Annotated in this window: 17 protein-coding genes and 1 tRNA gene; 7 read left to right on the top strand and 11 right to left on the bottom strand. The window is 67.9% G+C overall.

The window, feature by feature from the left end:
- Positions 1 to 97: 97 nt before the first annotated feature.
- Positions 98 to 1741 carry a 3-dehydroquinate synthase gene (gene aroB, locus ACLPJJ_RS03265; protein ID WP_443589428.1) on the bottom strand — a complete coding sequence of 548 codons (1644 nt, stop codon included), beginning with the start codon at positions 1739 to 1741 and terminating at the stop codon, positions 98 to 100.
- A gap of 28 nt (positions 1742 to 1769) precedes the next feature.
- Between aroB and ACLPJJ_RS03270 the strand changes: the two genes are divergently transcribed.
- Complete coding sequence (locus ACLPJJ_RS03270) at positions 1770 to 2663, top strand: tyrosine recombinase (RefSeq protein ID WP_443589429.1); 894 nt, start codon at positions 1770 to 1772, stop codon at positions 2661 to 2663.
- Here the strand turns inward: ACLPJJ_RS03270 and ACLPJJ_RS03275 are convergent.
- Genes ACLPJJ_RS03275 through ACLPJJ_RS03290 form a run of 4 tightly spaced genes read right to left on the bottom strand, consistent with a single transcriptional unit; the run spans position 2652 to position 8007 of the window.
- Positions 2652 to 5078 carry a sugar transferase gene (locus ACLPJJ_RS03275; protein ID WP_443589431.1) on the bottom strand — a complete coding sequence of 809 codons (2427 nt, stop codon included), beginning with the start codon at positions 5076 to 5078 and terminating at the stop codon, positions 2652 to 2654. The genes ACLPJJ_RS03270 and ACLPJJ_RS03275 overlap by 12 nt on opposite strands.
- A 55-nt stretch (positions 5079 to 5133) precedes the next feature.
- The gene (locus tag ACLPJJ_RS03280; RefSeq protein ID WP_443589432.1) at positions 5134 to 5580 is read right to left on the bottom strand and encodes a GtrA family protein; all 447 of its coding nucleotides are present in this window, start codon (positions 5578 to 5580) and stop codon (positions 5134 to 5136) included.
- The gene (locus ACLPJJ_RS03285; RefSeq protein ID WP_443589433.1) at positions 5570 to 6859 is read right to left on the bottom strand and encodes an adenylosuccinate synthase; all 1290 of its coding nucleotides are present in this window, start codon (positions 6857 to 6859) and stop codon (positions 5570 to 5572) included. Before ACLPJJ_RS03285 ends, ACLPJJ_RS03280 begins: the two co-directional genes overlap by 11 nt.
- A gap of 11 nt (positions 6860 to 6870) precedes the next feature.
- Complete coding sequence (locus ACLPJJ_RS03290; RefSeq protein ID WP_443589435.1) at positions 6871 to 8007, bottom strand: ATP phosphoribosyltransferase regulatory subunit; 1137 nt, start codon at positions 8005 to 8007, stop codon at positions 6871 to 6873.
- A gap of 116 nt (positions 8008 to 8123) precedes the next feature.
- Here ACLPJJ_RS03290 and ACLPJJ_RS03295 point away from each other — a divergent pair, with 116 nt between their 5' ends.
- The gene (locus ACLPJJ_RS03295; RefSeq protein WP_443589437.1) at positions 8124 to 9542 is read left to right on the top strand and encodes an MBOAT family O-acyltransferase; all 1419 of its coding nucleotides are present in this window, start codon (positions 8124 to 8126) and stop codon (positions 9540 to 9542) included.
- Between the two features lies 1 nt (position 9543).
- On the top strand, positions 9544 to 10383 hold the full coding sequence (locus tag ACLPJJ_RS03300; RefSeq protein ID WP_443589439.1) for a hypothetical protein: 840 nt from the start codon (positions 9544 to 9546) through the stop codon (positions 10381 to 10383).
- A gap of 100 nt (positions 10384 to 10483) precedes the next feature.
- Here the strand turns inward: ACLPJJ_RS03300 and cobT are convergent, their stop codons facing one another.
- From cobT to ACLPJJ_RS03315, 3 genes are read right to left on the bottom strand one after another with little or no spacing between them, the layout of a single operon-like run.
- Positions 10484 to 12367, bottom strand: a complete 1884-nt coding sequence (gene cobT / locus ACLPJJ_RS03305) for a cobaltochelatase subunit CobT (protein ID WP_443589441.1) — start codon at positions 12365 to 12367, stop codon at positions 10484 to 10486.
- Positions 12368 to 12373: 6 nt separating this feature from the next.
- Positions 12374 to 13384 carry a cobaltochelatase subunit CobS gene (gene cobS, locus ACLPJJ_RS03310; protein ID WP_443589442.1) on the bottom strand — a complete coding sequence of 337 codons (1011 nt, stop codon included), beginning with the start codon at positions 13382 to 13384 and terminating at the stop codon, positions 12374 to 12376.
- Positions 13385 to 13442: 58 nt separating this feature from the next.
- Positions 13443 to 14015, bottom strand: coding sequence for a DnaJ domain-containing protein (locus ACLPJJ_RS03315; protein ID WP_443589444.1), 573 nt, complete (start codon positions 14013 to 14015; stop codon positions 13443 to 13445).
- A 74-nt stretch (positions 14016 to 14089) separates the two neighbouring features.
- Here ACLPJJ_RS03315 and ACLPJJ_RS03320 point away from each other — a divergent pair, with 74 nt between their 5' ends.
- Positions 14090 to 14368: a BolA family protein gene (locus ACLPJJ_RS03320; RefSeq protein WP_443589446.1), complete on the top strand. Its 279-nt coding sequence runs from the start codon at positions 14090 to 14092 to the stop codon at positions 14366 to 14368.
- A 144-nt stretch (positions 14369 to 14512) separates the two neighbouring features.
- On the opposite strand, the gene ACLPJJ_RS03325 is transcribed toward ACLPJJ_RS03320, so the two are convergent.
- The gene (locus ACLPJJ_RS03325) at positions 14513 to 15949 is read right to left on the bottom strand and encodes a mannose-1-phosphate guanylyltransferase/mannose-6-phosphate isomerase (protein WP_443589448.1); all 1437 of its coding nucleotides are present in this window, start codon (positions 15947 to 15949) and stop codon (positions 14513 to 14515) included.
- A 76-nt stretch (positions 15950 to 16025) separates the two neighbouring features.
- Here ACLPJJ_RS03325 and ACLPJJ_RS03330 point away from each other — a divergent pair, with 76 nt between their 5' ends.
- Positions 16026 to 16847, top strand: coding sequence for a creatininase family protein (locus tag ACLPJJ_RS03330; protein ID WP_443589449.1), 822 nt, complete (start codon positions 16026 to 16028; stop codon positions 16845 to 16847).
- Here ACLPJJ_RS03330 and ACLPJJ_RS03335 read toward each other — a convergent pair.
- Together ACLPJJ_RS03335 and ACLPJJ_RS03340 are read right to left on the bottom strand one after the other, a co-directional pair.
- The gene (locus ACLPJJ_RS03335) at positions 16813 to 17508 is read right to left on the bottom strand and encodes an ATP12 family chaperone protein (RefSeq protein ID WP_443589451.1); all 696 of its coding nucleotides are present in this window, start codon (positions 17506 to 17508) and stop codon (positions 16813 to 16815) included. The genes ACLPJJ_RS03330 and ACLPJJ_RS03335 overlap by 35 nt on opposite strands.
- Entirely contained in the window at positions 17505 to 19952 is a 2448-nt protein-coding gene (locus ACLPJJ_RS03340; RefSeq protein WP_443589453.1) for an AsmA family protein, read from the bottom strand. The genes ACLPJJ_RS03335 and ACLPJJ_RS03340 overlap by 4 nt, the downstream gene beginning before the upstream one ends.
- Before the next feature lie 99 nt (positions 19953 to 20051).
- On the opposite strand from ACLPJJ_RS03340, the gene ACLPJJ_RS03345 reads away from it, so the two are divergent.
- Together ACLPJJ_RS03345 and tig are read left to right on the top strand one after the other, a co-directional pair.
- A tRNA-Leu gene (locus ACLPJJ_RS03345) sits at positions 20052 to 20136 on the top strand.
- 43 nt (positions 20137 to 20179) lie between these two features.
- On the top strand, positions 20180 to 21117 hold a 938-nt coding region (gene tig / locus ACLPJJ_RS03350), incomplete at its 3' end, for a trigger factor (protein ID WP_443589454.1).

A 21117-nucleotide genomic window follows, 5' to 3' on the forward strand; every position in this document is an offset into this window, starting at 1 on the left:
AAGCAATCCATCTTTTCCAGCGATGTCGCGGAGATGGATTGCTTCGCTGCGCTCGCAATGACGGTTCGGGGTGGGTCATCATCAACGCGGCTTGGTATTACACTGCACCGTTGGCGAGCAGCGTGGCGCGGACAGCCTCTTCCTCGACCTGATTGCTGGTGAAGGCCTGGCCGATGCCGCGGGTCAGCACGAAGGTCAGCTTGCCCTCGCGCATCTTCTTGTCCTGCTTCATGTGCGCCAGCAACTGCCCGGCATTCAGCGCGGCAATGCGCGGCGGCAGCCCGGCGCGGGCGATATGCGCGGCGATTCGGCTGGTATCCTCCTGCGGGCAAAGGCCGAGCTGGGCGGAGAGATGCGTGGCCAGCACGAGCCCGGTGGCCACGGCCTCGCCATGCAGCAGGCTGCCGTCGAAATGGCATTCCGCCTCCAGCGCGTGGGCGAAGGTATGGCCGAGGTTCAGCAGGGCGCGGCCATTGTTGGGCTTGGTCTCGCGCTCGTCATCGCCCACCACCTGCGCCTTGAAGCGCACCGCATGCTCGATGGCCTGGGCCAGGAGCTCATCGTCACCGCCCACGATCCCCTCGGCATTGGCTTCGCACCAGTCGTAGAAGGCGGCGTCCGCGATCATCCCGGCCTTGACGATTTCGGCATAGCCCGCGCGCAACTCGCGCACCGGCAGGGTCTTCAGCGCGCCGGTATCGGCCAGCACCAGCAATGGCTGGTGGAAGGCGCCGATCAGGTTCTTGCCCTGCGGCGCGTTGATGCCGGTCTTGCCGCCGACACTCGAATCCACCTGCGAGAGCAGGGTCGTCGGGATCTGGATGAAGGGCAGGCCGCGCAGCGTGGCCGCGGCGGTGAACCCGGCGAGATCGCCCACCACGCCGCCGCCCAGGGCGATGATGGTGGTGTGGCGGTCAACCTTCTGGTCCAGCAGGGCGGTGACCAGGTGCTGCCAGGTCTCGATGCTCTTCGACCCCTCGCCCGGCGGCACGGTGAGGGTGGTGTGGCTCACGCCAACCTCGGTCAGCGCCGCCTGCAGCGTGGGCAGGTGCAGCGCCGCCACGTTGCTGTCGGTAATGATCACGCAGCGCGGCTGCGGCAGCACCGGGGCGATATGCGCGCCCGCATGCTTGATCAGGTCGGGGCCGATCAGCACGTCGTAGCTGCGCTCGGAAAGCTGCACGCGCACCCGCCGCGGCGGGGTGTAAGCGTTGATCGCGGCGATCACGTTATCGGTCGTCACTTGCGGGGGAACCTCCGAGCCATCGATGATGATATCGGCCTGGGCATAGACCGGGCTGCGCTGCTCCGAAAGCCGGGCCAGGATTTCCGCCGGGTTGCCGGAATTGAGCAGCGGACGGTGCGTGCGCCCCTGCACGCGGGAGAGCAGAACCGGCAGCGGGCAGCGCAGCCAGATGGAGATGGCCCGCGCGCGGATCAGCGCCCTTGTCTCCGGGTCCATGAAGGCGCCGCCGCCCGGGGCGAGCACGATGCGCCCGCCGGCGAGCAGGCGCTCGATCACGCGTTTTTCCCCGGCGCGGAAATGCGCCTCGCCATGGGTCTTGAAGATTTCGGCGATGCTCATGCCGGCGGCGCGCTCGATCTCTTGGTCGGCATCGAAGAAGGGCAGGCCGAGCAGGGCGGCGACGCGCTTGCCGATGGCGGTTTTGCCGGCGCCCATGAGGCCGACCAGGACGATGCTGCGCTCCTGCACGGGGAGGTCTAGACGGTTGAATGACATTGCCTGAAACGCTTATCACATTGGACGCATGACGATAGATGGCCAAGCCGAGGCGTTTCTGGAAATGCTCGCCGCCGAGCGCGGCGCGGCGGCGAACACGCTCGCGGCCTATGCGGCGGACCTTGAAGATTTTCAGGGGTTCTTGCGCGCGCACGGGGTAAGCGCCATGGCGGCGGATGCTAGCCATGTGGCCGCCTATGTGCGGGGGCTCTTTGATGCCGGGCTGGCGGCGCGGACGCAGGCGCGGCGGCTTTCTTCCCTGCGGCAGTTCTTCCTGTTTCTGCTGCGCGAGGGGCGGCGCACGGACAACCCGATGGCGGATTTTGCCTCGCCCCGCCTGTCCAAGGCGCTGCCGAAATATCTGAGCGAGGGCGAGGTGACGGCGCTGTTCGCCGCGGCGCGGGAGCTGCCCGGCCTGCCGGGGCTGAAGGCGGTGGCGGGGCTGGAAATCCTCTACGCCACGGGCTTGCGCGTTTCGGAGCTTCTGGCCCTGCCGGCCCCGGCGCTCTCCACCGATGCGCAGATGCTGCTGATCAAAGGCAAGGGTGGCAAGGAGCGGATGGCGCCGCTCTCGGACCCGGCGAAGCAGGCGGCGGCGGAGTTGCGCGCGGCGATGGCGGAAAAGAAACCCGCTCCGCGCTATCTGTTCCCTGGCCGCGACCCGCGCGAACCCATGACCCGCCAGGGCTTCGCGCTATTGCTGAAACAGGTGGCGATACAGGCCGGGCTCGACCCGGACCGGCTTTCGCCCCACGTGCTGCGCCACTCATTTGCCTCGCATTTGCTGGCGCATGGGGCGGATTTACGAAGTTTGCAAAAACTGCTCGGCCATGCGGACATCGCCACCACCGAGATTTACACCCATGTGCTGGCGGAACGGCTGCAGAAGCTGGTGAATGCGCTGCACCCGTTAGCTAAATAAGCCAACAAGTTGCCGCAGCAGGGTGCCGCGATGGCGCGTCTCGTTGCGGCTGATATAGCGCCGCATCGCCCCGGGCATCCGCCTTGGGGCGGGGATTTCCGCGCCGAAGGCCTGCTCCACCCCCTGCCACACCTGGGCCGCGCAGCCGGTCAACCTGCCGCGCAGCAGATACGCCCCGATGCGCGGCGCCAGCGCCAGCCAGGAGGCGCCCCATTTGCGTGCGATGATGAGCCGGTTGCGGATGAAATACGCCATGCGCTCGCCGCTCCACTGCACCCGGGCCTCGGGCGAGACCTTGTGGATCACTGCCAGTGAGCCGTCATAGGCAATGCGCCAGCCGAGCGCGATGGCGGAGAGGCAAAAGTCATATTCCTCCCAGGTGAAGAACAGGCCAGGGTCGTACCCGCCCGCGGCGTTCCAGGCGGCGCGGCGGATGGCATGCCCGGCGCCGACAAAGGTGGTGGTATCGAACCGCCCCCTGAAGCGCGGCAGCAGCGCCTTGGGGTAGCCCCAGGCGCCAAGGTCCGGCTGGGTGCCATCGGCGGCGAGGATGGCAAAGCCCAGCGCGCCGAGATCCGGGCTGCGCCGGAAGCTCTTCAGCGCCCGTGCCACCACCCAGTCATCCTGAAACACCGCGTCGTTATCCAGCGCGGCGATGATGGTGCCATGGCCGAGCGCGGCCGCGAGATTGCGCCCCCCGGCGACGCCGAGATTCTTCCCGGCGCTGTACAGGGCAAAGCGAGGATGGCTGGCAAAGGCACGGGTAATGCCGGTGATGGTCTCGGGCGTGGAGCCCTGGTCCAGCACGGTGACATGGAATTCTCCGCCGCGCTGGCGCAGGGCGGAGGCGATGGCCTCCAGCGTGTCCTCCAGGCGGTTCAGGCAGAGGATGATGATGTCCGCATCATACCCACCCAATGGAGGGAGTGAGCCTGCGAGACGTTTCTCAGTAGGCATTCTTCTTCGAGAGCACGGCGGGCAGGGTGCGGAGCAGAATGCCGAGGTCCAGCCAGAGCGACCAGTTCTGGATGTATTCGAGGTCGCTGCCCAGGCGCTGCTCCAGCGCCGCGATGGCCGGGGTGGCCCCGCGCTGGCCGGGGTGGCCCCGCGCTGGCCGCGGATCTGCGCCAGCCCGGTCATGCCCGGCTTTACCCGGTGGCGCAGCCGGTACAGGCGTAAAGCGGTCTCGAAGCTTAAGCCCTCCACCTGCGTTTCCGGCGCGTGCGGCCGGGGCCCGACCAGGGACATGTCGCCGCGCACCACGTTGATCAGCTGCGGCAACTCATCCAGCGAGAGACGGCGCAGGATGCGGCCGATGCGGGTCACGCGCTTGTCCGTCTTCCGGGCCTGGGCGAAAGGGCGGTCCGGCTCATGCGTCATGGTGCGGAACTTGAGCATGGTAATGCGCCGCCCCTGCGCGCCGATGCGCGTCTGGCGGAACAGAATGGGCCCCTCGCTGCTCAGCCGAACCACCCCGGCCAGCACCAGCAGCAGTGGTGCGGCCAGGGTGAGCAATATCGTTGCGCCAAGAATGTCGAACAGCCGCTTGGCCGGGTTGGCCGAGGTGATCAGCTCCGCGGTGGCGATGGGCATGAGCTTGCACGCGCCGGAGCGGGATTTTAGCATTTCCGGCAGATTGGCCGCGAGGTCGAAGGCCATCCAGATCCGCGCCGGGAAGGCGAGCAGCTCGGCCAGCAGCTCCTGGTGCAGCCTGGCGCTGAAGCTCTCCAGCTCGGGGTGGTGGATGAACACCACGTCCTGGATGTCCCGCTCATGGATGAGTTGCAGCAGGGACTCGAAATCCGGCAGCTCCGGCCAGCGGTGCCAGTTGCCCAGCTCGTGCAGCTGGGAGAGGTAGAGCACCCCCGCCACGTTGCGGGAGATGCGTTTCTCGGCCAAGGCGCGGGGCAGGTCGCGCGGGCAATGGTCGTAGCAGACGATCAGGGTGCCGCGCCCGGCCTGCGCCGGGTCATCCGCCGCGAGGTGGGCGGTAAGCAGGGACCGTGTGCCGGCGAGCAGCAGCGGGGTCACGGCGAGGTCCGCCGCCGTCCAGGTCCGGGTGAGGATATGCGGGTGCCCCAGCAGCAGCGCGAGGGCGAGCATGGCGAGGCTGGTGGCAAGGAAGCTGTTGGCGGCGATGCCGGCGGGCTGCTTCGCCCGCTCCCGGTAGCCGCCATGCGAGGCGGTGAGCAGCACGGTGAACAGCGCGAGCAATCCATAGAACCACAGGTTGCGGCCCAGGTTCTCGCTGCTTCGCATGAGCATGCTGCCGGTCAGTGGCAGCGCCAGCACGCAGAGGAGATCGGAGAGCACCAGCCATTGCTGGCGGGAGAGCGGCGCGCAGGGGGGTGAAAAGGCGAATTCAGCGCGGGTTTGGCCTTGTATCAGGGCCGCCGAGGCATGAAGCTCCGCCATATAGGGTGCTCTCTAGGGTTGTTGTATAGTTAACAAAATGTTACCTTCGGTTGTATTAACGAAACACGAAACGCTTGGAAAGAAAATAATTAAAGACTAGCCCCGCCAATGTCCCGGCGACGATGGCAATCACAGGTTGTTGACAGGCGAGGGCGAAACGGGCCACCAGGGCGAAGAACACGCCGCGGTTGAAGACGAAGCCGATGGCGTTCGCGGCGATGAACCTGGCCCATTGCACATGCGCGGCGTCATGCTCGTGGTGGCGGAAGGTCCATAGCCGGTTGGCGGCCCAGTTGGCCGTGGCGGCGATGAAAAAGCCGCACGTGCCCGCGATGTAAAGATTGGTATGGCCGCGCAGCAGATAGACGGTGCCGGTATCCCAGCAGAAGCCGAGCGCGCCGACGATGCCGAAGCGGATGAAGCTCTCCGGCAGCCCCAGCCGCGCGAGCAGCACGACCAGGGCATCGAGCCGGGAAAGCAGGGCCTGCTGGTTAGCCCGCAAAGGGGTCCTGCATCAGGATGGTGTCGTCGCGCTCCGGGCTGGTGGAGAGCAGGGTGACCGGGGCTTCCACCAGTTCCTCGATGCGCTTGACGTATTTGATCGCCGCCGCCGGGAGGTCGGCCCAGGAGCGGGCGCCACGGGTGGAGCTGCTCCAGCCTTCCATCACCTCGTAGATGGGCTCGGCCGCGGCCTGTGCCGCCATGCCGGCCGGCAGGTGCTTATAGGTCTTGCCGTTGATGCTGTAGCCCACGCCGATCTTCAGCTCGGCGAAGCCGTCCAGCACGTCCAGCTTGGTCAGCGCCAGGCCCTGGACGCCGCCCACCTTCACCGCCTGGCGGACCAGTGCGGCGTCGAACCAGCCGCAGCGGCGCTTGCGCCCGGTCACGGTGCCGAATTCATGCCCGCGCTCGCCGAGAAGCTGGCCGGTTTCGTCGTTCAGCTCGGTGGGGAAGGGACCGGAGCCGACGCGGGTGCAATAGGCCTTGGCGATGCCGAGCACGCGGCCCGCCGCATCCGGCCCCATGCCGCTGCCGGAACCCGCCGTGCTGGCGACAGTGTTGGAGGAGGTGACGAACGGGTAGGTGCCGTGGTCCACATCCAGCATCACCGCCTGCGCGCCCTCGAACAGGATGCGCTGGCCCAGGCGCTTGGCCTCGGCGAGGCGCTCCCACACCGGCTCGGCGAAGGGCAGCAGCTTCGGCGCCAGTTCCAGCAGGCTGGCGAGCACGTCTTCCTTCTTGAAGGTCGGCGCACCCAGCCCGGCCAGCAGGGTGTTGTGGTGCAGCAGCAGCTCGTCGAGCTTGGCGTCGAGCGTCTCCGGCTCGGCGAGGTCGCACACGCGGATGGCGCGGCGGGCCACCTTGTCCTCATAGGCGGGGCCGATGCCTCGCCCGGTGGTGCCGATCTTGCGCGCGCCGCGGGCGGCCTCGCGCGCGGCATCGAGCGCTGCGTGCAGCGGCAGGATCAGCGGCGCGTTGTCGGCGATGCGCAGGGTTTCCGGCGTGACGGCCAGCCCCTGGGCGGAGACGCGCTCGATCTCGGCCAGCAGGGCGAAGGGGTCGATGACCACGCCATTGCCGATGACGCCGAGCTTGCCGCGCACGAGGCCGGAGGGCAGCAGCGAGAGCTTGTAGGTTTGGTTGCCGACCACCAGCGTATGCCCGGCATTATGCCCGCCCTGAAAGCGCACCACGATATCGGCGCGGCTGGCGAGCCAGTCCACAACCTTGCCTTTGCCCTCGTCGCCCCATTGCGCGCCGATGATGGTTACGTTGGTCATGTATTAATTCCTTAAGCGAGCGGGACGATCTGGCCGTCCGAGAAGGCATGGCTGCAGCCCAGGCGAAGCGCTTCGGCGCGCGGGTCCGGGTGCGGGGCCAAGCCGTTGATGGTGGCGAAATTCTGCGCCCGCGCGGCGGCGGCATCGGCGGCCGCAGTGCCGAAGGGCAGATACAGGCGCGGCCGCAGCTTCGGCCGGGGGGCGAGGCGGATGATGGTGTCCGGATACAGGGTGATGCCGGTGGCGGGCTCGGAATCGCACAGGTAACGCCCGCCGCGCCCAAGCTCGGCCTGTTCCCCGGCGGCGAACACGGTCATGCAGATGCCAGTGTGGTACTGGTAGCCGCGGAACTCCACCGGGTCGACGGTGAGCAGCAGGTCTGGCCGGGCGGCGCGCAGCACGGAAACGGTCTCGGCGAGGCGGGCGACCTGCGCCTTGGCGGGGGCGGGCAGGTCCATGGCCAGCAGCACGGGGATGGCGCGCTCGGCTTGGCCGCTCGCCTCCATCAGCCGCAGCAGCAGCGGCGCTGCGGCTCCGCCATGGGCGGCGACACCGGCGCTGTCCTTGCGGTCCAGCGCGCGAGACAGCGCAGGGTGCGACTGGCCAAGCGTTTCGTCCACCATATCCGGCACGAGCCGGGGCACGGTGAGGTCCACGCTGAGCTGGCTCAGCCCGGCGGCTTCCAGCGCCTCGATGGCGGTGAGGATGATCTCGGCATCGGCGGTGGCGGCGTCGAGCCCGATCAGCTCGATCCCGGCCTGGGCGATCTGGCGTTCGGGTTCAAGGTCCGTCCCGCGCACGCGCAGGCACTGCCCGGCATAAGCGAGGCGCAGCGGGCGGGGCGAGGCGGAAAGCCGCGTGGCGGCGAGGCGGGCGATCTGCGGCGTGGTGTCGGCGCGCAAGCCCATCATGCGCTGGCTCTGCGGGTCCATGAGCCGGAAGGTCTGCTCCGCCGTGGCGGCGCCGGAGCCTGCGAACAGGCTGTCCTCGAACTCCAGCAGCGGCGGCTTCACCCGCTCGTAACCGTGTGCGGCGAAGCAATCCATGATGGCTTCGACGGAGCGTGCTTCCAGCTCGGCCTCGGGCGGCAGGATGTCGCGGAGGCCGACAGGCAGGAGGGCAGGGTGGGAGAGCGGCGTGTCGTTCATGGAAACCGGTTATGGTGGCGTGGCGCTATAGCATCGCCATGCGGCAGGTCCAATTGTCTGGCGCGGATTAGTAAAGTAAACGAGCGTTAATACAACTAAAGCGAGCAAGTAATCGCGTGCTCTTCAACAGCAGGCTGTTCATTCTGGTGTTTCTGCCTGTGGCGCTGGCCGGGTTTCTGGCCGCAGGAAGGCTGGGGCGCCGGGCGGCGCTGGCCTGGCTGCTGGCGGCGAGCCTCTTCTTCTACGCCTGGTGGAAGCCGGTTTTTCTGCTCCTGCTGCTGTTTTCCATCGCGGTGAATTTTTGCGCCGGAAGGCTGATCCTGCGGCATGGCGGACGGGTCTGGCTGGTGGCGGGGCTGGTGTTCAACCTGGGCCTGCTCGGCTTCTTCAAATATGCCGGGTTGTTCGGGCTGGGCGGAATCTTCCTGCCGCTGGGTATCAGCTTCTTCACCTTCCAGCAGGTAATGTATCTGGTGGACACATCGCGCGGCGGGCTCGGGCGGGTGGGCTTCCTCGACTATGCCTGCTTCATCGCGTTTTTCCCGCATCTGATTTCGGGGCCGATCGTCCGGCCGGGGCACATATTGCCCCAGTTCGCGGCGTTGCGGCCCTGGGCGGGACTCAAGGACCGGTTGGTGCTGGGGGCGGAGCTGTTCATGCTCGGCCTTGCCAAAAAGCTGGTGCTGGCCGATGGGCTGGCGCGCTTCGCCGAACCGGGCTTCGCCGCGGCGGCGCGGCATGACCCGCTGAGCCTGATCGAGGCCTGGGTGGCGCTGCTGGCCTATGGCTTGCAGATTTATTTCGACTTCTCCGGCTATTCCGACATGGCGATCGGCCTCGCGCGGATGTTCGGCATCGAGTTCCCGGTGAATTTCAACAGCCCCTACAAGGCGCGGAATATTAGCGCATTCTGGCGGCGCTGGAACATCACGCTGAGCGGGTTTTTGCGGGACTATCTGTACATCCCGCTTGGCGGCAACCGGCATGGCGAGGGCAGGCGCATCGGCAACCTCATGATCACCATGCTGCTCGGCGGGTTGTGGCACGGGGCGGCGTTGCGGTTCCTGCTCTGGGGCGGGCTGCACGGGGTGTATCTGGTGCTGCATGGCTGGGCGGAGCGGGTAGGCTTGCGCATCCCCGCACGGCTGGGCTGGGCGCTGACGCTGCTGGCCGTGCTGCTGGCCTGGGTGCCGTTCCGCGCCGATGGCTTTGGCGCGGCGATGGATTTTTATCGCGGCCTGTTTGGCGGCAACGGCATCGCGCTGCCGGGAATTTGCGTGCAACTCGTGCCGGGGCTGGCGCATTTCGTGCGGGTGGTGCCAGTGCTGCCGTACCTCGGCGATGCCCGCACGCTGAGCCTGCCGCAGGCGGTGCTGTTCCTGGCGCTGGGCTGGTGGATCGCGCTGTGCTTGCCGAACACGCAGGAGATGACGCAAACGCGCAGGCACGTCGCGCTGGTAGCGGGCACGGCCTTCAGCCTGCAGGCGCTGTTCTTCGCCCCGGCCGCCGTGCCGTTCCTGTATTTCCAGTTCTAGCATGAAGCGGCTGGTCCTCGCCTGTCTCGCTTCCGTGGCGCTCTACGTGGCGGTGTTCGCCGCGCTGGCGGACAGGCCGTTATCGCTGGGCGTGCTGCGGCTGGAGCTGCTGCAAAAGACAGCTTCGCTGGCCGCCATGCCGTCGCCGCGCCTGGTGATTCTCGCGGGCTCCAACGGGCCGTATTCGCATTCCTGCGCGGTGCTGGGGGCGATGCTGAACCTGCCCTGCGAGAATGCGGGCATTGCCGTCGGCATCGGGCTGGACGATGTGTTCGCCCGCTACGCGCCGCTGCTGCGCCCTGGCGATGTGGTGTACATGCCGATGGAGCTGCAGCAATACACGATGAGTTCCAGCGAATATCGCGCGGCGGTGGATGGCGCGTTCCTGCTCCGGCACGACCGCGCGGTGCTGCGCGAGCTGTCGCCGGGGCGGGTGGTTGGCGCGGTTTTCTGCTGCCAGCTGGCTGATCTGCTGGAAGCGGCGGCGGAGATGCCGATCGCGGCGCTGCACGCGGTGAATGCCGGGGCGCTGCTGCGCAGTGAGTATAACGCGCAGGGCGACAGGATTGATAACGATCTGGCCGGGCCGCTGCCGCCGGATGTGCTGGCAGCGATTAGCGCGATCTACGCGCAAAATGGCGCGGCGTTTCTCGTTCTGCCGAATGAAAGCCATTACCCGGCGCTGGATTTCTTCAACAGCGAGGATCATCTGGCCAAGCCCTGCCAGTATGTCCATTCCATCGCCCTGGCGGTGCCGCTGGGGGCGATGCTGCACTGGCCTTTCAGCCCGCCGCCGCCCGCCGTGGCGGCGCTCGCTGCGACTTGCCCTTCTGCAAGTTAGAGGATGTTACAGAAGTCGTTCTGGTGAACTGGATAGCCGTGGTTTTCGAGCACCGGAGCGCAGAAAAGCGCGGCTAGACAGCCGCCAGAGTAGACTTGTGTTAGCCTATTTGCGGGGCGCCCAGGGCGGAGGCGCGGTGCCAGGCGGCGGATTCGTCCTCGTCAAACAGTTCGGCCAGCTTGCGCATCATCGTGCCGCCCAGCTCCTCGGCGTCCACGATGGTGACGGCGCGGCGGTAATAGCGCGTGACATCATGCCCGATGCCGATGGCAATCAGCTCGACCAGCCCGCGGCTTTCGATATCGCGGATCACGTCGCGCAGATGCCGCTCCAGATAGTTCCCCGCATTCACCGAGAGGGTGGAATCATCCACCGGCGCGCCGTCCGAGATGACCATGAGGATGCGGCGGTATTCGGGTCGGGCGAGCAGGCGCCGATACGCCCAGAGCAGGGCCTCGCCGTCGATATTCTCCTTCAGCAGCCCTTCGCGCAGCATCAGGCCGAGATTTTTGCGCGCCCGGCGCATCGGCATGTCGGCGGCCTTGTAGACGATGTGCCGCAGATCGTTCAGCCGCCCGGGTTGGGGCGGCTTGCCCGCCGCTACCCATTGCTCGCGGCTCTGCCCGCCCTTCCAGGCGCGGGTGGTGAAGCCGAGGATCTCCACCTTCACGCCGCAGCGCTCCAGCGTGCGGGCCAGGATGTCCCCGCACATGGCGGCCACGGTGATGGGCCGGCCACGCATGGAGCCGGAATTGTCGATCAGCAGGGTGACGACCGTGTCGCGGAACTCGGTCTCCAGCTCGCGCTTGTAGGTGAGGGCCAGCAGCGGGTCGACGACGATGCGCGCCAGGCGGGCGGCATCGAGCATGCCTTCCTCCAGGTCGAACTCCCAGGCGCGGGTCTGCTGTGCCAGCAGGCGGCGCTGTAGCCGGTTGGCCAGCTTGGCCACCACCGCGTGTAGATGTTGTAATTGCTGGTCGAGTTGCTGGCGCAGCCGGGTCAGCTCGTCCGGGTCGCACAGCTCCTCGGCCGCGATCTCTTCGTCGTAGGCGGTGGTGTAGGCGCGGTAGCTGCTGGTGTCGCCGGTATCGGCGTGCTGGCGGCGGCTCTGCGGACCGGAGGGCGCCTCGCCCGCATCGGCTGTCGCGTCCTCGGGTTCGCCTTCTTCCTCGGCATGATCCTCACCGGCCTCGCCCTCGGCCATCTCGGGCTGGGCGGCGAGCATCGGGTTTTCCTGCTCCTGGCGCTGGCCTTCGCTTTCCTGGTTGTTGTCCTGCTGCGTGGTCTGCTCGCCCTGGTCCTGGCTCTGCTCCTCGCTCTCATCGTCGCCCGGGCCGGGTTCCGCCTCGGCGAGGTCCACGGCGGCGAGCAGCTTGCGCGCGGCGCTGATATAGTCCGCCTGGTCGGCGCGGGCGGAGGCCAGCTCGTTAAGCGCCGCTTCCGCCGCCGGGCTCAGCGTGTTGCGCCAGAGGTCCAGTACATGCCGCGCCGAATCCGGCACCGAGGCCGGGTCCATGCGGTCGCGCGCCAGCAGGGCGACGGCGCTGGCCAGAGGCAGCTGGTCGCGCGCGGTCATCTTGTCGAGCCCGCTGGCGACGCATTCGTCGTCCAGCTTGTGGCGCAGATTCGCCGCCACGCCCGCCATGTGCTCGGCGCCGTAGACTTCCACCCGCGCCTGCTCCAGCGCGTCGAACGCCTCCCGTGCCTCACGCGCGGCGGGGGAGCGGGCATTGTGCAGTGAATCGTCGTGGTGGCGCAGGCGCAGGGCCATGGAGTCAGCCGCGGCGCGCAGCTTGGCCATCTCGGCGGCGGGCAGGGCGCGCGAGGGCGAGGGCAGGCGCGCGCGCTTGTTGTTGCTGGCGAGCCCGGCCGGGCCGGGCTGGTAGGCCACCTCCAGCTCCTGCGCATGCGCCATGGCGCGCAGCGTGCTGGCGGTTGCCCGTTTGAACTCCTCGGCCTTGCCCTGGTCCTGCTTGCCGGTCATTTCGCGTCAGGCCGGCTGGCGCAGGCCGGTCGGGATCTCTTCGTTGAAGCAGCGCTGGTAGTACTCGGCTACCGTCTGGCGCTCGGCCTCGTCGCACTTGTTGAGGAAGGTGAGGCGGAAGGCGAAACCGACATCGCCGAAGATGCGCGTGTTCTCGGCCCAGGTGATGACCGTGCGCGGCGACATGACGGTGGAGATGTCCCCCGCGATGAACCCGGCGCGGGAGAGGTCCGCCAGCGCCACCATGCGCTCGATGCGCTGCTTCGTCCCGGCGTCGGCGGCGGAGACGCCCATCTTGGCCATCACGATGGCGACTTCCTGCGCGTGCGGCAGGTAGTTCAGCGTGGCGACGATGTTCCAGCGGTCCATCTGGCCTTGGTTGATCTGCTGCGTGCCGTGGTACAGGCCGGTGGTGTCGCCCAGGCCGACGGTGTTGGCCGTGGCGAACAGGCGGAAAGCCGGGTGCGGGCGGATCACCCGGTTCTGGTCGAGCAAAGTGAGCTTGCCCTCCACCTCCAGCACGCGCTGGATCACAAACATCACATCCGGGCGGCCGGCGTCGTATTCGTCGAACACCAAAGCGCAGGCGTGCTGCAGCGCCCAGGGCAGGATGCCTTCGCGGAACTCGGTCACCTGCTTGCCGTCCTTCAGCACGATCGCATCCTTGCCGATAAGGTCGATGCGGCTGATGTGGCTGTCCAGGTTGACGCGGATGCACGGCCAGTTGAGGCGTGCCGCCACCTGCTCCACATGCGTGGACTTGCCGGTGCCGTGATAGCCCTGGATCATCACGCGGCGGTTGAAGGCGAAGCCGGCGAGGATGGCGAGCGTGGTCTCGCGGTCGAACTGGTAGGCCGGGTCGATCTCGGGCACATGCTCGGTGCGCAGCGAGAAGGCGGGGACTTCGAGATCCGTGTCGATGCCGAATACCTTGCGGGCCTTCACCTTGATGTCGGGCAGGTTGATCGCCGAGGTGGGAGGGACCCGGGGTTCAGACGTCGCGGCGATATCGTTCATGTATTCGGTCCTTCAGGGTGCTCGCTCATGTTAACTTTGCCACCTTACGCGGCGGCGCTCAATCCGGCGCGGCGGCCAGCTTGCCGCGCAGCGTGGCGTAAGCGAGGTTGATGTTCTTCAGCCGCTCCTCGGCCTGCTTGCTGCCCTGGTTGGCATCCGGGTGGTGCTGCTTGGCCAGGGTTTTGTACTTGGCTTTCACGGTTTCAAGCGTCACCGGCCAGACGAGGCCGAAAATTTCCAGCGCGTCACGCAGCTCGGCGGGAATGTTCGGGCGCGGGGCTTGATGCGGGCGCTCGGCCCCGAAGGCGAAATTGCGCAGCTCGGCTTCCAGCGCCTCCTGCTGGCGGCTGGCCGCGCCGTTCTGGCCGAGCGGCCAGCTTGGGCGCTGCCAGGAGGTGTCGGCGCGCAGTTCGGCCTCGATCTCGCCGGGGGACATGCCTTTGTAGTAGTCCCAGGAGGCGTTGTAGGCGCGCACATGCTCCAGGCAGAACCAGTGGAACTCGCGCAGATTGCCGCGGGATTTGGGGGCGCGGTAGTCGCCGTTCAGGGCGCAGCCGGGGCTGTCGCAGCCCTGGCCTGGGGCCGCCGGATCGGGCGCAAAGGCGCGCGGCTTGCGGTTCGTCGAAATCATGGCCTTAATGTGCGCCCTCGCGCGCAATTGGCAACATGCGATGCGCGCAGAGATGCGATGAAAGGATGCGGATGATGAGCACACGGGCGGAGAGAATCGAGCAGACGCTGCGGGCGGCGTTCGCGCCTACCGTGCTGGACGTGGTGGATGAGAGCGGCCGGCACGCCCGCCATGCCGGGCGGCAAGGACTGCCCGCCGGGGAGACGCATTACGCCGTGACCATGGTGGCGGAGAGCCTTCGGGATTTGTCGCGGCTGGAGCGCTCGCGCGCGGTGCATGAGGCGCTGGCGGCGGAGTTCAAGTCCGGGCTGCATGCGCTCTCGCTCACGCTGAGCGCACCAGAGTCTGCTTGAAAACTCTACTCTGGCGGCCGTTTGGCGCGGTTTTTCTGCGCTCCGGTGCTCACGTACCGTAAGTACGCTCCGCTCCGGTGCTCAAAAAAACCACGCCAACCGACTCACCAGAGCGAGTTTTGAAACAGACTCTAAGTCGGAGCCTCACTGGCGGCCATAGGTGTCCTCGAACCGGACGATATCATCCTCGCCGAGATAGGCGCCGGACTGCACCTCGATCACGGTGAGAGGGATCTTCCCCGGGTTTTCCAGCCGGTGCGTGCTGCCCTGCGGCAAATAGACGCTCTCGTTCTCGCGCAGCAGGCGCACCTCGTCATCGCAGGTCACGGCGGCGCAGCCCGCCACCACCACCCAGTGCTCGGCCCGGTGGTAATGCTTCTGCAGGGAGAGCTTCCGCCCCGGCCAGACGACGATGCGCTTCACCTGGAAGCGGTCGCCCTGGATCAGGCTCTCATAGAAGCCCCAGGGGCGGTAGGTGCGGTTATGGCTATCGGCCTCGGGGCGTTTCTGCGCCTTCAGCCGGTCCACGATCTTCTTCACGTTCTGCGCCTGGTCCTTGGCGGCGACGAGCACGGCATCCTGCGTTGTCACCACGATCAGGTCGCGCACGCCGAGCAGGGCGGTCAGCGTGTGCTCGCTGCGGACATAGGAATTGGCGACATCCTCGATCACCACGTCGCCCAGCGCGACGTTGCCCTGGGCATCCTTGGGCCCGATTTCGGCCAGCGCCGTCCAGGAGCCGACATCCGACCAGCCGATGGCGGCGGGGACGACCACGGCCTTGTCCGTTTTTTCCGCCACGGCGTAGTCGATGGAGATGTCCGGCGCCTGGGCGAATTCGGCGGTGCCGAGGCGGATGAAGTCGAGGTCGGTGCTGCGGGCGGCCATGGCGGCCCGGGTGGCCGTGAGCACCTCCGGCGCCAGGCGTTCCAGCTCGGCCAGCAGCGTGTCGGCGCGGAAGAGGAACATGCCGGAGTTCCACAGATTCCCGCCGGTGGCGATCAGCGCCTTGGCCTTTTCCAGGTCCGGTTTCTCGACGAAACATTCGACCCGGAACGCGCCCGGCATGCCGGGCAGCGCCTCGCCGCGGGTGATGTAGCCATAGCCGGTTTCCGGCGCGGTGGGCTCCATGCCGAAAGTCACGACATTGCCGGCGCGGGCGGCGGGCAGGGCGGCACGGATCGCTTCGCGCAGGGCCTCCCGGTCGTTGATTGAGGCATCCGCCGCCATGATCCAGAGCACGGCATCGGGCGCGGCCTCGGCGGCGAGCAGCGCGGCCGCGGCGATGGCCGGGGCGCTGTTGCGGCCCACGGGTTCCAGCAGGATGCGCGCGCTGGAAATCCCGGCCTCGCGCAGCTGCTCGGCCACCACGAAGCGGTGGTCCTGGTTGGCGACGACGATGGGCGGGCTGAACTCGGACGAGGCGGCGCGCAGGGCGGTTTCCGCCAGCATCGAGTGCTCGGCGATCAGCGGCCAGAACTGCTTGGGGAAGCTTTTGCGGGAAACCGGCCAGAGCCTTGTGCCCGAGCCGCCGGAGAGGATGACGGGGATGATATTGTCTGCCAACACTTCGCTGCTCATGGTCTTCTCCGAAAGGCCTGTCCGCAGTTAATACTGGGGCTTTGCGGATGTCCAGCGCGGAGGCAGAGTTGGGCGCATGACCGACTCCAGCCCCTTCGTCCGCCTGGGCGACCTGACCGCTCCGGCCTTCGCCAGCGCCCTTGCACGCAATCCGGTGATCCTGCTGCCGCTGGGCAGTCATGAGGACCATGGCCCGCACCAGCCGATGGGCGATTACCTGCTGGCGGATCTCATCGCCGAGCGCATCGCGCGGCGGGCGCATGAACTGGGCGCGCCCGCTTTCGTGGCGCCGAGCCTGCCTTATGGCGTGGCGGATTATTTCGGCTCCAGCCCCGGCGGGCTGGCGCTCTCGGCGGAGAGCTTCCGCAGCGTGCTGGACGACCTGCTGCACGGACTGCTGCGGCACAGGCTCACCCGGATCGTCATCCTCAACGCCCATGGCGGCAATGTGCCGGTGATCCACCAGGCGGCGCTGGCGCTGCGGCGCGAGACCGGGCTGGTGGTGCCGTCGTTCTACCTGTGGAAGGTGGCGCGGCAGCTGATGGAGGCGCGCATCCCCGGCGGGCAGGCGCGGTTCGGCCATGGCGCGGAGCCGCTGCTCTCGTTGAACCTGGCGCTGCGCGGCGCGTGCGTGGCGGCGCAGGGCGAACCCGCCCGCGCCCCGGGCAGCGTGTTTGGCCTGCCCATGAGCGGCTTCGGCACGGTCAATTTCGAGGGGCTGCAGATCGAGGTGCCGGTGGAGTTCGACGCCGTGCCGCGCGAGGCGATTGAAGCCGCCTGGGCGGAGGGCAGCACGGAACTGGGCGTGGAAGTGGCCGAGGCGCTGGTGCAGGCTGGGGCGAGGTTCGTCGCCCAGGTGCATACTAGCCCCGGCACAGTTCCAGGAAGCGCCGGCTGACGGCGACATCCGCCACGATGTGCCGCCGCCGGGCGAGGCTTTCCTTGTCCTGGCCCCAGTTTGCTTCCTGCCATAGCTCGTCGGTGAACGCGGTGTCGGAGGCAGTCTGCGCGTCCAGCGCGCCTTCCGCCACGGCGAGGCCGAGCACCAAGCTGCCCAGTACCGGAACGACGACGCCGAGCGCGGCGAGGCCGTATTCGGTATAGGCATCCAGCGCGGCGCTGAACTGCGCGGCGGCTTCGGCGGGCTGGTCGATGGGCAGCACCCCGGCGGTGATGAACAGCTCCACGCCGTAGCGCTCACGCGCCCAGTCCAGCCATTTGTCCCATTGCTCGTTTTCCTGCGCCACCAGCGGGGCGGGGCCGTCGGCGCGGTAGCAGAGCAGGTCGTTCAGCCCATAGGCAGTGAGCTGGCGGATGATCTCCGCGCGGTGCAGGGCCATGCGGTCCTGCGCGGTGCTGGCCAGCTGCGTCAGGGGCAGGTCGTCGGGCGAGAATTCCGCTGGGGCGGCGCCCCATTCCTCGGCGATGGCCTCGGCCAGGGTGGAGAAGGGCACGGAAAGCCCCCTGCCGCCAGGGAGCTTCAGCGGCTTGCTGTCGAGCAGGACGGTGAAATGCTCACCGTCGGCGATGGTGGTCGTGGTGGTCCAGAAGCGTTTCATTGGCCAAGCAGGTCGTTGAGGTTTTTGGGGGAGCCGGGCTGTTGCGGAGCGCTGGACTCGGGCGAGGGGAAGCTGCCCGGCGGTGGCGCGGCGGGGCCAGGCTGGCCGAACCGGGCGAGGTTCAGCGCGGCCGGACAGATATCGCCGCCCGGGGCAGAGGTGCCGTGGGCGGCGGCGAGCGTGGGCTGGGCAAACCCGCCGCTGACCGTGACCTGGGTGGTGGCGGCTTGCCCGCGCAGCTGGGGTTGCAGAGTCAGGCCGAGCGTGGCCTTGCCGAAATCCATCGTGCCGCCGCCTTGCAGCTTCAGGCGGAGGCTGTCCAGGGCCAGGGCGCTCAGCGTGCCGGTGCCGTTCGCGGCGTCCAGCCGCAGCGCGGCGCAGCGCACCGGCGCCGGGCCGGGGGCGGTGAGTTGCGGGTCCGTCAGCCCGGCGGTTTTCAGCACGGCGCCGAGCAGGCGGTTCAGCACGCCGCCATCGATGACGCCATTCACCGCCGCCGCGCCGAAACTGCCATTCAGCCCGCTGGCGATGGCCTGCGGGGTGTCGCCCGTGCTGGCGGCCTTGAGCTGCACCTGCGCGGTGCCTTCGGCGGTGTCCGGCAGGCCGAAGGCGTGCAGTAGCGGCGGGAGGGCGAGCGCCGGGGCGGTAACTTGCAGGGTTTCGGTTGCCGGGTCCTTCGAGGCGTCAAGGCTGGCGCTGGCGGTGACCGCCCCGCCCGGCAGTTCGCCAGTGAACGGGTTGAGGCTGAGCACTCCGTTCGTGATCGTGGCGTGGCCTTGCAGCGCGGTGAAAGTGAGCTGGTGCCAGATGAGAGAGTCGGCGGCGAGCTGGATGTCCGCATCGCCCAGATGCAGCAGCCCCAGCGGCAGAGGCGCGTTGGGCAGGGTTGGCGCGGCCGGGGCTGGCGCGGGGGTGGTTGCGGCGGCGGGCTGCGGTTGCGGCAGGGCGGCGCTGAGCGCGTCGAGATCGGCGTTGCTGAATTTCAGCGAGAGTTGCAGGCTGGGCGTGACGCCGAAGAACAGGCTGGCATCGCCGCCGAACTGGGCGTGATCCATGGTCACGGCCAAGCTGTCCAGCCCGATCGCGTTGCGCAGCCCCTGGCCGCCGGGGTCGATCAGCGTGGTCTGGATGGTGATGTTCTTCCATGCCGGCAGCGTTGTGCCAGCGGCGGTGGAAAGGGCCGAGAGGTCTGGAACGGTGGCGGTGATGGCCAGGGCGGCGCCGGAGAGCGTGTTTGGCGTGGCGATGGCGCCGGTGATGGCGGCCTTGGCGGTGCCAAGCTGCAGCGAGAGCCCGACCGGGAAGCTTGCCGGGGCGGCCGTGCCAGCGGGCAGCAGGGACGGGTCAAGCAGCGCATCCGGTGCGCCGACATAGCCCTTGGCGCTGAACGCATCCTGGCCGAGCATGCCGCTGGCCTGCAGCGTCACCGGCTGGTTAAGCGCGGTCATCTCTATATCCAGCCCTTGGAGCGTGAGCCCTGGGCGCAGGGAGGAGAGGTCGGACGGGCCGGCGGTGAGCGAGGCGTTATTGATGGCAGGCGCGACCGCGTTGCGGTCAACGATCTCGGCGCCGAGATGCAGCTGGTGCAGCGCCGGCAGGGTGCCGGGGGCCAGTGCTTCCAGCGCCGGGATGTCCACGTCCAGCGTCAGGTCGTAGCCCGCGCCGGTGCGCGGATGCGCCACCGCGCCGGTCAGCCGGCCCGTGGCCCCCGCGCTGGTGAGGCTGAGGTCCACCGGCCAGGGCGCGGTGCCGGAAAGCTGCGCGATGGGCCCGACCACGCCGGTGAGATCCACCTTCTGCGTGCCGATCCTGGCGCCGCCCGCCAGATGCAGCGGGGCGGACAGCGAGTCCGCCGTGCCGGTCACGCGGGGCAGGCCGAAGCCGTAGATCTGGCCATTGGCGGGGATGATGGTGACGTGGCCGTCGCGGATTTCCACCGCCTTCAGGGCAAGCCGGTAGCCATGGAAACGGTGCGTCCCGCTGGCGTGGCCGGGGGCGGCGGAGAACACCCAGTTGCTGGCGCCGGAGGGCAGGTGTTGCAGCGTGATCTGCGGGCGCTCCAGCACCAGGCGCAGAACGTCCAGATGGTGGGTGAGCAGGGGCAGCAGGGCGATCTGCGCGTCGGCCCGGTCCAGGGTGATGAAATCCCCGGCGAAGCCGCCCGGCGGGTTGCCCAGGGTGACGTTGCTGACCGTCAGCGTCGGGTTGAAGGAGAGATGCAGCCGCACCGGCCCGCCCAAGGTGAGCTGGCGCCCAGTGGCGCGCTCCACCGCCGCGGTGAGCGCCGAGGCGTAGGTGTTGGGGTTGAAGCGGGCCAGCGCGACCAGCCCCGCCGCCACGGGCACGGCCACGAGCAGGGCGGTACCTGCCGCGATCCAAAACCAGGTGCCAGGCTTCCGGCCCTGCCGGCTGGCGGGGGGCGTTTCCTCGGTTGATCTGTTCATCAAGGATGCCAATTAGTTTGTTTTGCCCCGAGTTACGAGGGGCCTCCTTGTTAAGTCTTGAAACTCGCGCTAGACGGCGCGGCTTGGAGTAAGGCTAAAGCGGGCGTGGTGAAACTGGTAGACACGCCAGATTTAGGTTCTGGTGGCGCAAGTCATGGGGGTTCAAGTCCCTCCGCCCGCACCAACAGAGTTGCTTAGTTGTTGTTTTATTGAGGATTTTGTCGTTCATGCAGGTTACCGAGACGCTCTCCGAGGGCTTGAAGCGCGGCTTTACCGTCGTGGTTCCCGAACCCGAACTTGCCGCCAAGCGTGAGAAGCGTTTGGCCGAGCTTGCCAAGACCATGCAGCTGCCGGGCTTCCGCCCGGGCAAGGTGCCGATGTCCATGGTGCGCAAGCGCTACGGCGACGCCGTGGCCGCGGAAGTGCTGGAGCAGACCGTGAACGACGCTTCCGGCAAGCTGATCGAGGAGCGCGGCCTGCGCCCGGCGATGCAGCCGAAGCTCGAAATCACCAAGCCGGGCCAGGAATCCGACCTGGAATTCACCATGGAGATGGAAGTGCTGCCCGAGGTGGCGGTGCCGGACGTGTCCGACATCACCCTGAGCAAGCCGGTGGCCGCCGTCGCCGAGGAGAAGGTGGATGAGTCGCTGAAGCGCATCGCCGAGCAGCGTCAGAGCTTCAAGACGGTCGAGGAGACCCGCCCGGCCGTCGCCGGCGAGCGCCTGACCGTGGACTTCATCGGCCGCATCGGCGGCGAGGCCTTCGAGGGCGGCACCGCCAGCGATGTCGACGTGACCATCGCCGGCGAGGGCTTCATCCCCGGCTTCTCCGAGCAGATGGAGGGCATGTCCGCCGGTGAGACCAGGACCATCACCGTGACCTTCCCCGACGAGTACGGCGCCGAGGATCTGGCCGGCAAGACGGCCGAGTTCGAGATCACCGCGAAGTCCCTTGCCGTGGCCGAGGTTCCGGCTATCGACGACGAACTGGCCAAGGCTATGGGGCTCGAGTCGGTGGCGGATCTGCGCGGCAAGGTTTCCGAGCAGATCGGCCGCGAGTACGAGCAGATGGCCCGCCTGAAGCTGAAGCGCGCCCTGCTGGACGCGCTGGTCGAGAAGGCCCAGTTCGCCGCGCCGGAATCCCTGGTGGAGGCCGAGTTCGCCGA

The organism is Acidocella sp. (genome assembly GCF_052326845.1).
Taxonomy (GTDB): Bacteria; Pseudomonadota; Alphaproteobacteria; order Acetobacterales; family Acetobacteraceae; genus Acidocella.

Bases quoted from the DNA above. Each gene is read 5' to 3' on its own strand.
- ACLPJJ_RS03285 (WP_443589433.1), bottom strand. From the start codon at position 6,859: ATGACCAACGTAACCATCATCGGCGCGCAATGGGGCGACGAGGGCAAA.
- ACLPJJ_RS03320 (WP_443589446.1), top strand. From the start codon at position 14,090: ATGAGCACACGGGCGGAGAGAATCGAGCAGACGCTGCGGGCGGCGTTC.
- ACLPJJ_RS03335 (WP_443589451.1), bottom strand. From the start codon at position 17,508: ATGAAACGCTTCTGGACCACCACGACCACCATCGCCGACGGTGAGCAT.
- ACLPJJ_RS03325 (WP_443589448.1), bottom strand. From the start codon at position 15,949: ATGAGCAGCGAAGTGTTGGCAGACAATATCATCCCCGTCATCCTCTCC.
- ACLPJJ_RS03340 (WP_443589453.1), bottom strand. From the start codon at position 19,952: ATGAACAGATCAACCGAGGAAACGCCCCCCGCCAGCCGGCAGGGCCGG.
- cobS (WP_443589442.1), bottom strand. From the start codon at position 13,384: ATGAACGATATCGCCGCGACGTCTGAACCCCGGGTCCCTCCCACCTCG.
- ACLPJJ_RS03300 (WP_443589439.1), top strand. From the start codon at position 9,544: ATGAAGCGGCTGGTCCTCGCCTGTCTCGCTTCCGTGGCGCTCTACGTG.
- ACLPJJ_RS03290 (WP_443589435.1), bottom strand. From the start codon at position 8,007: ATGAACGACACGCCGCTCTCCCACCCTGCCCTCCTGCCTGTCGGCCTC.
- ACLPJJ_RS03275 (WP_443589431.1), bottom strand. From the start codon at position 5,078: ATGGCGGAGCTTCATGCCTCGGCGGCCCTGATACAAGGCCAAACCCGC.
- aroB (WP_443589428.1), bottom strand. From the start codon at position 1,741: ATGTCATTCAACCGTCTAGACCTCCCCGTGCAGGAGCGCAGCATCGTC.
- cobT (WP_443589441.1), bottom strand. From the start codon at position 12,367: ATGACCGGCAAGCAGGACCAGGGCAAGGCCGAGGAGTTCAAACGGGCA.
- ACLPJJ_RS03270 (WP_443589429.1), top strand. From the start codon at position 1,770: ATGACGATAGATGGCCAAGCCGAGGCGTTTCTGGAAATGCTCGCCGCC.
- ACLPJJ_RS03315 (WP_443589444.1), bottom strand. From the start codon at position 14,015: ATGATTTCGACGAACCGCAAGCCGCGCGCCTTTGCGCCCGATCCGGCG.
- ACLPJJ_RS03330 (WP_443589449.1), top strand. From the start codon at position 16,026: ATGACCGACTCCAGCCCCTTCGTCCGCCTGGGCGACCTGACCGCTCCG.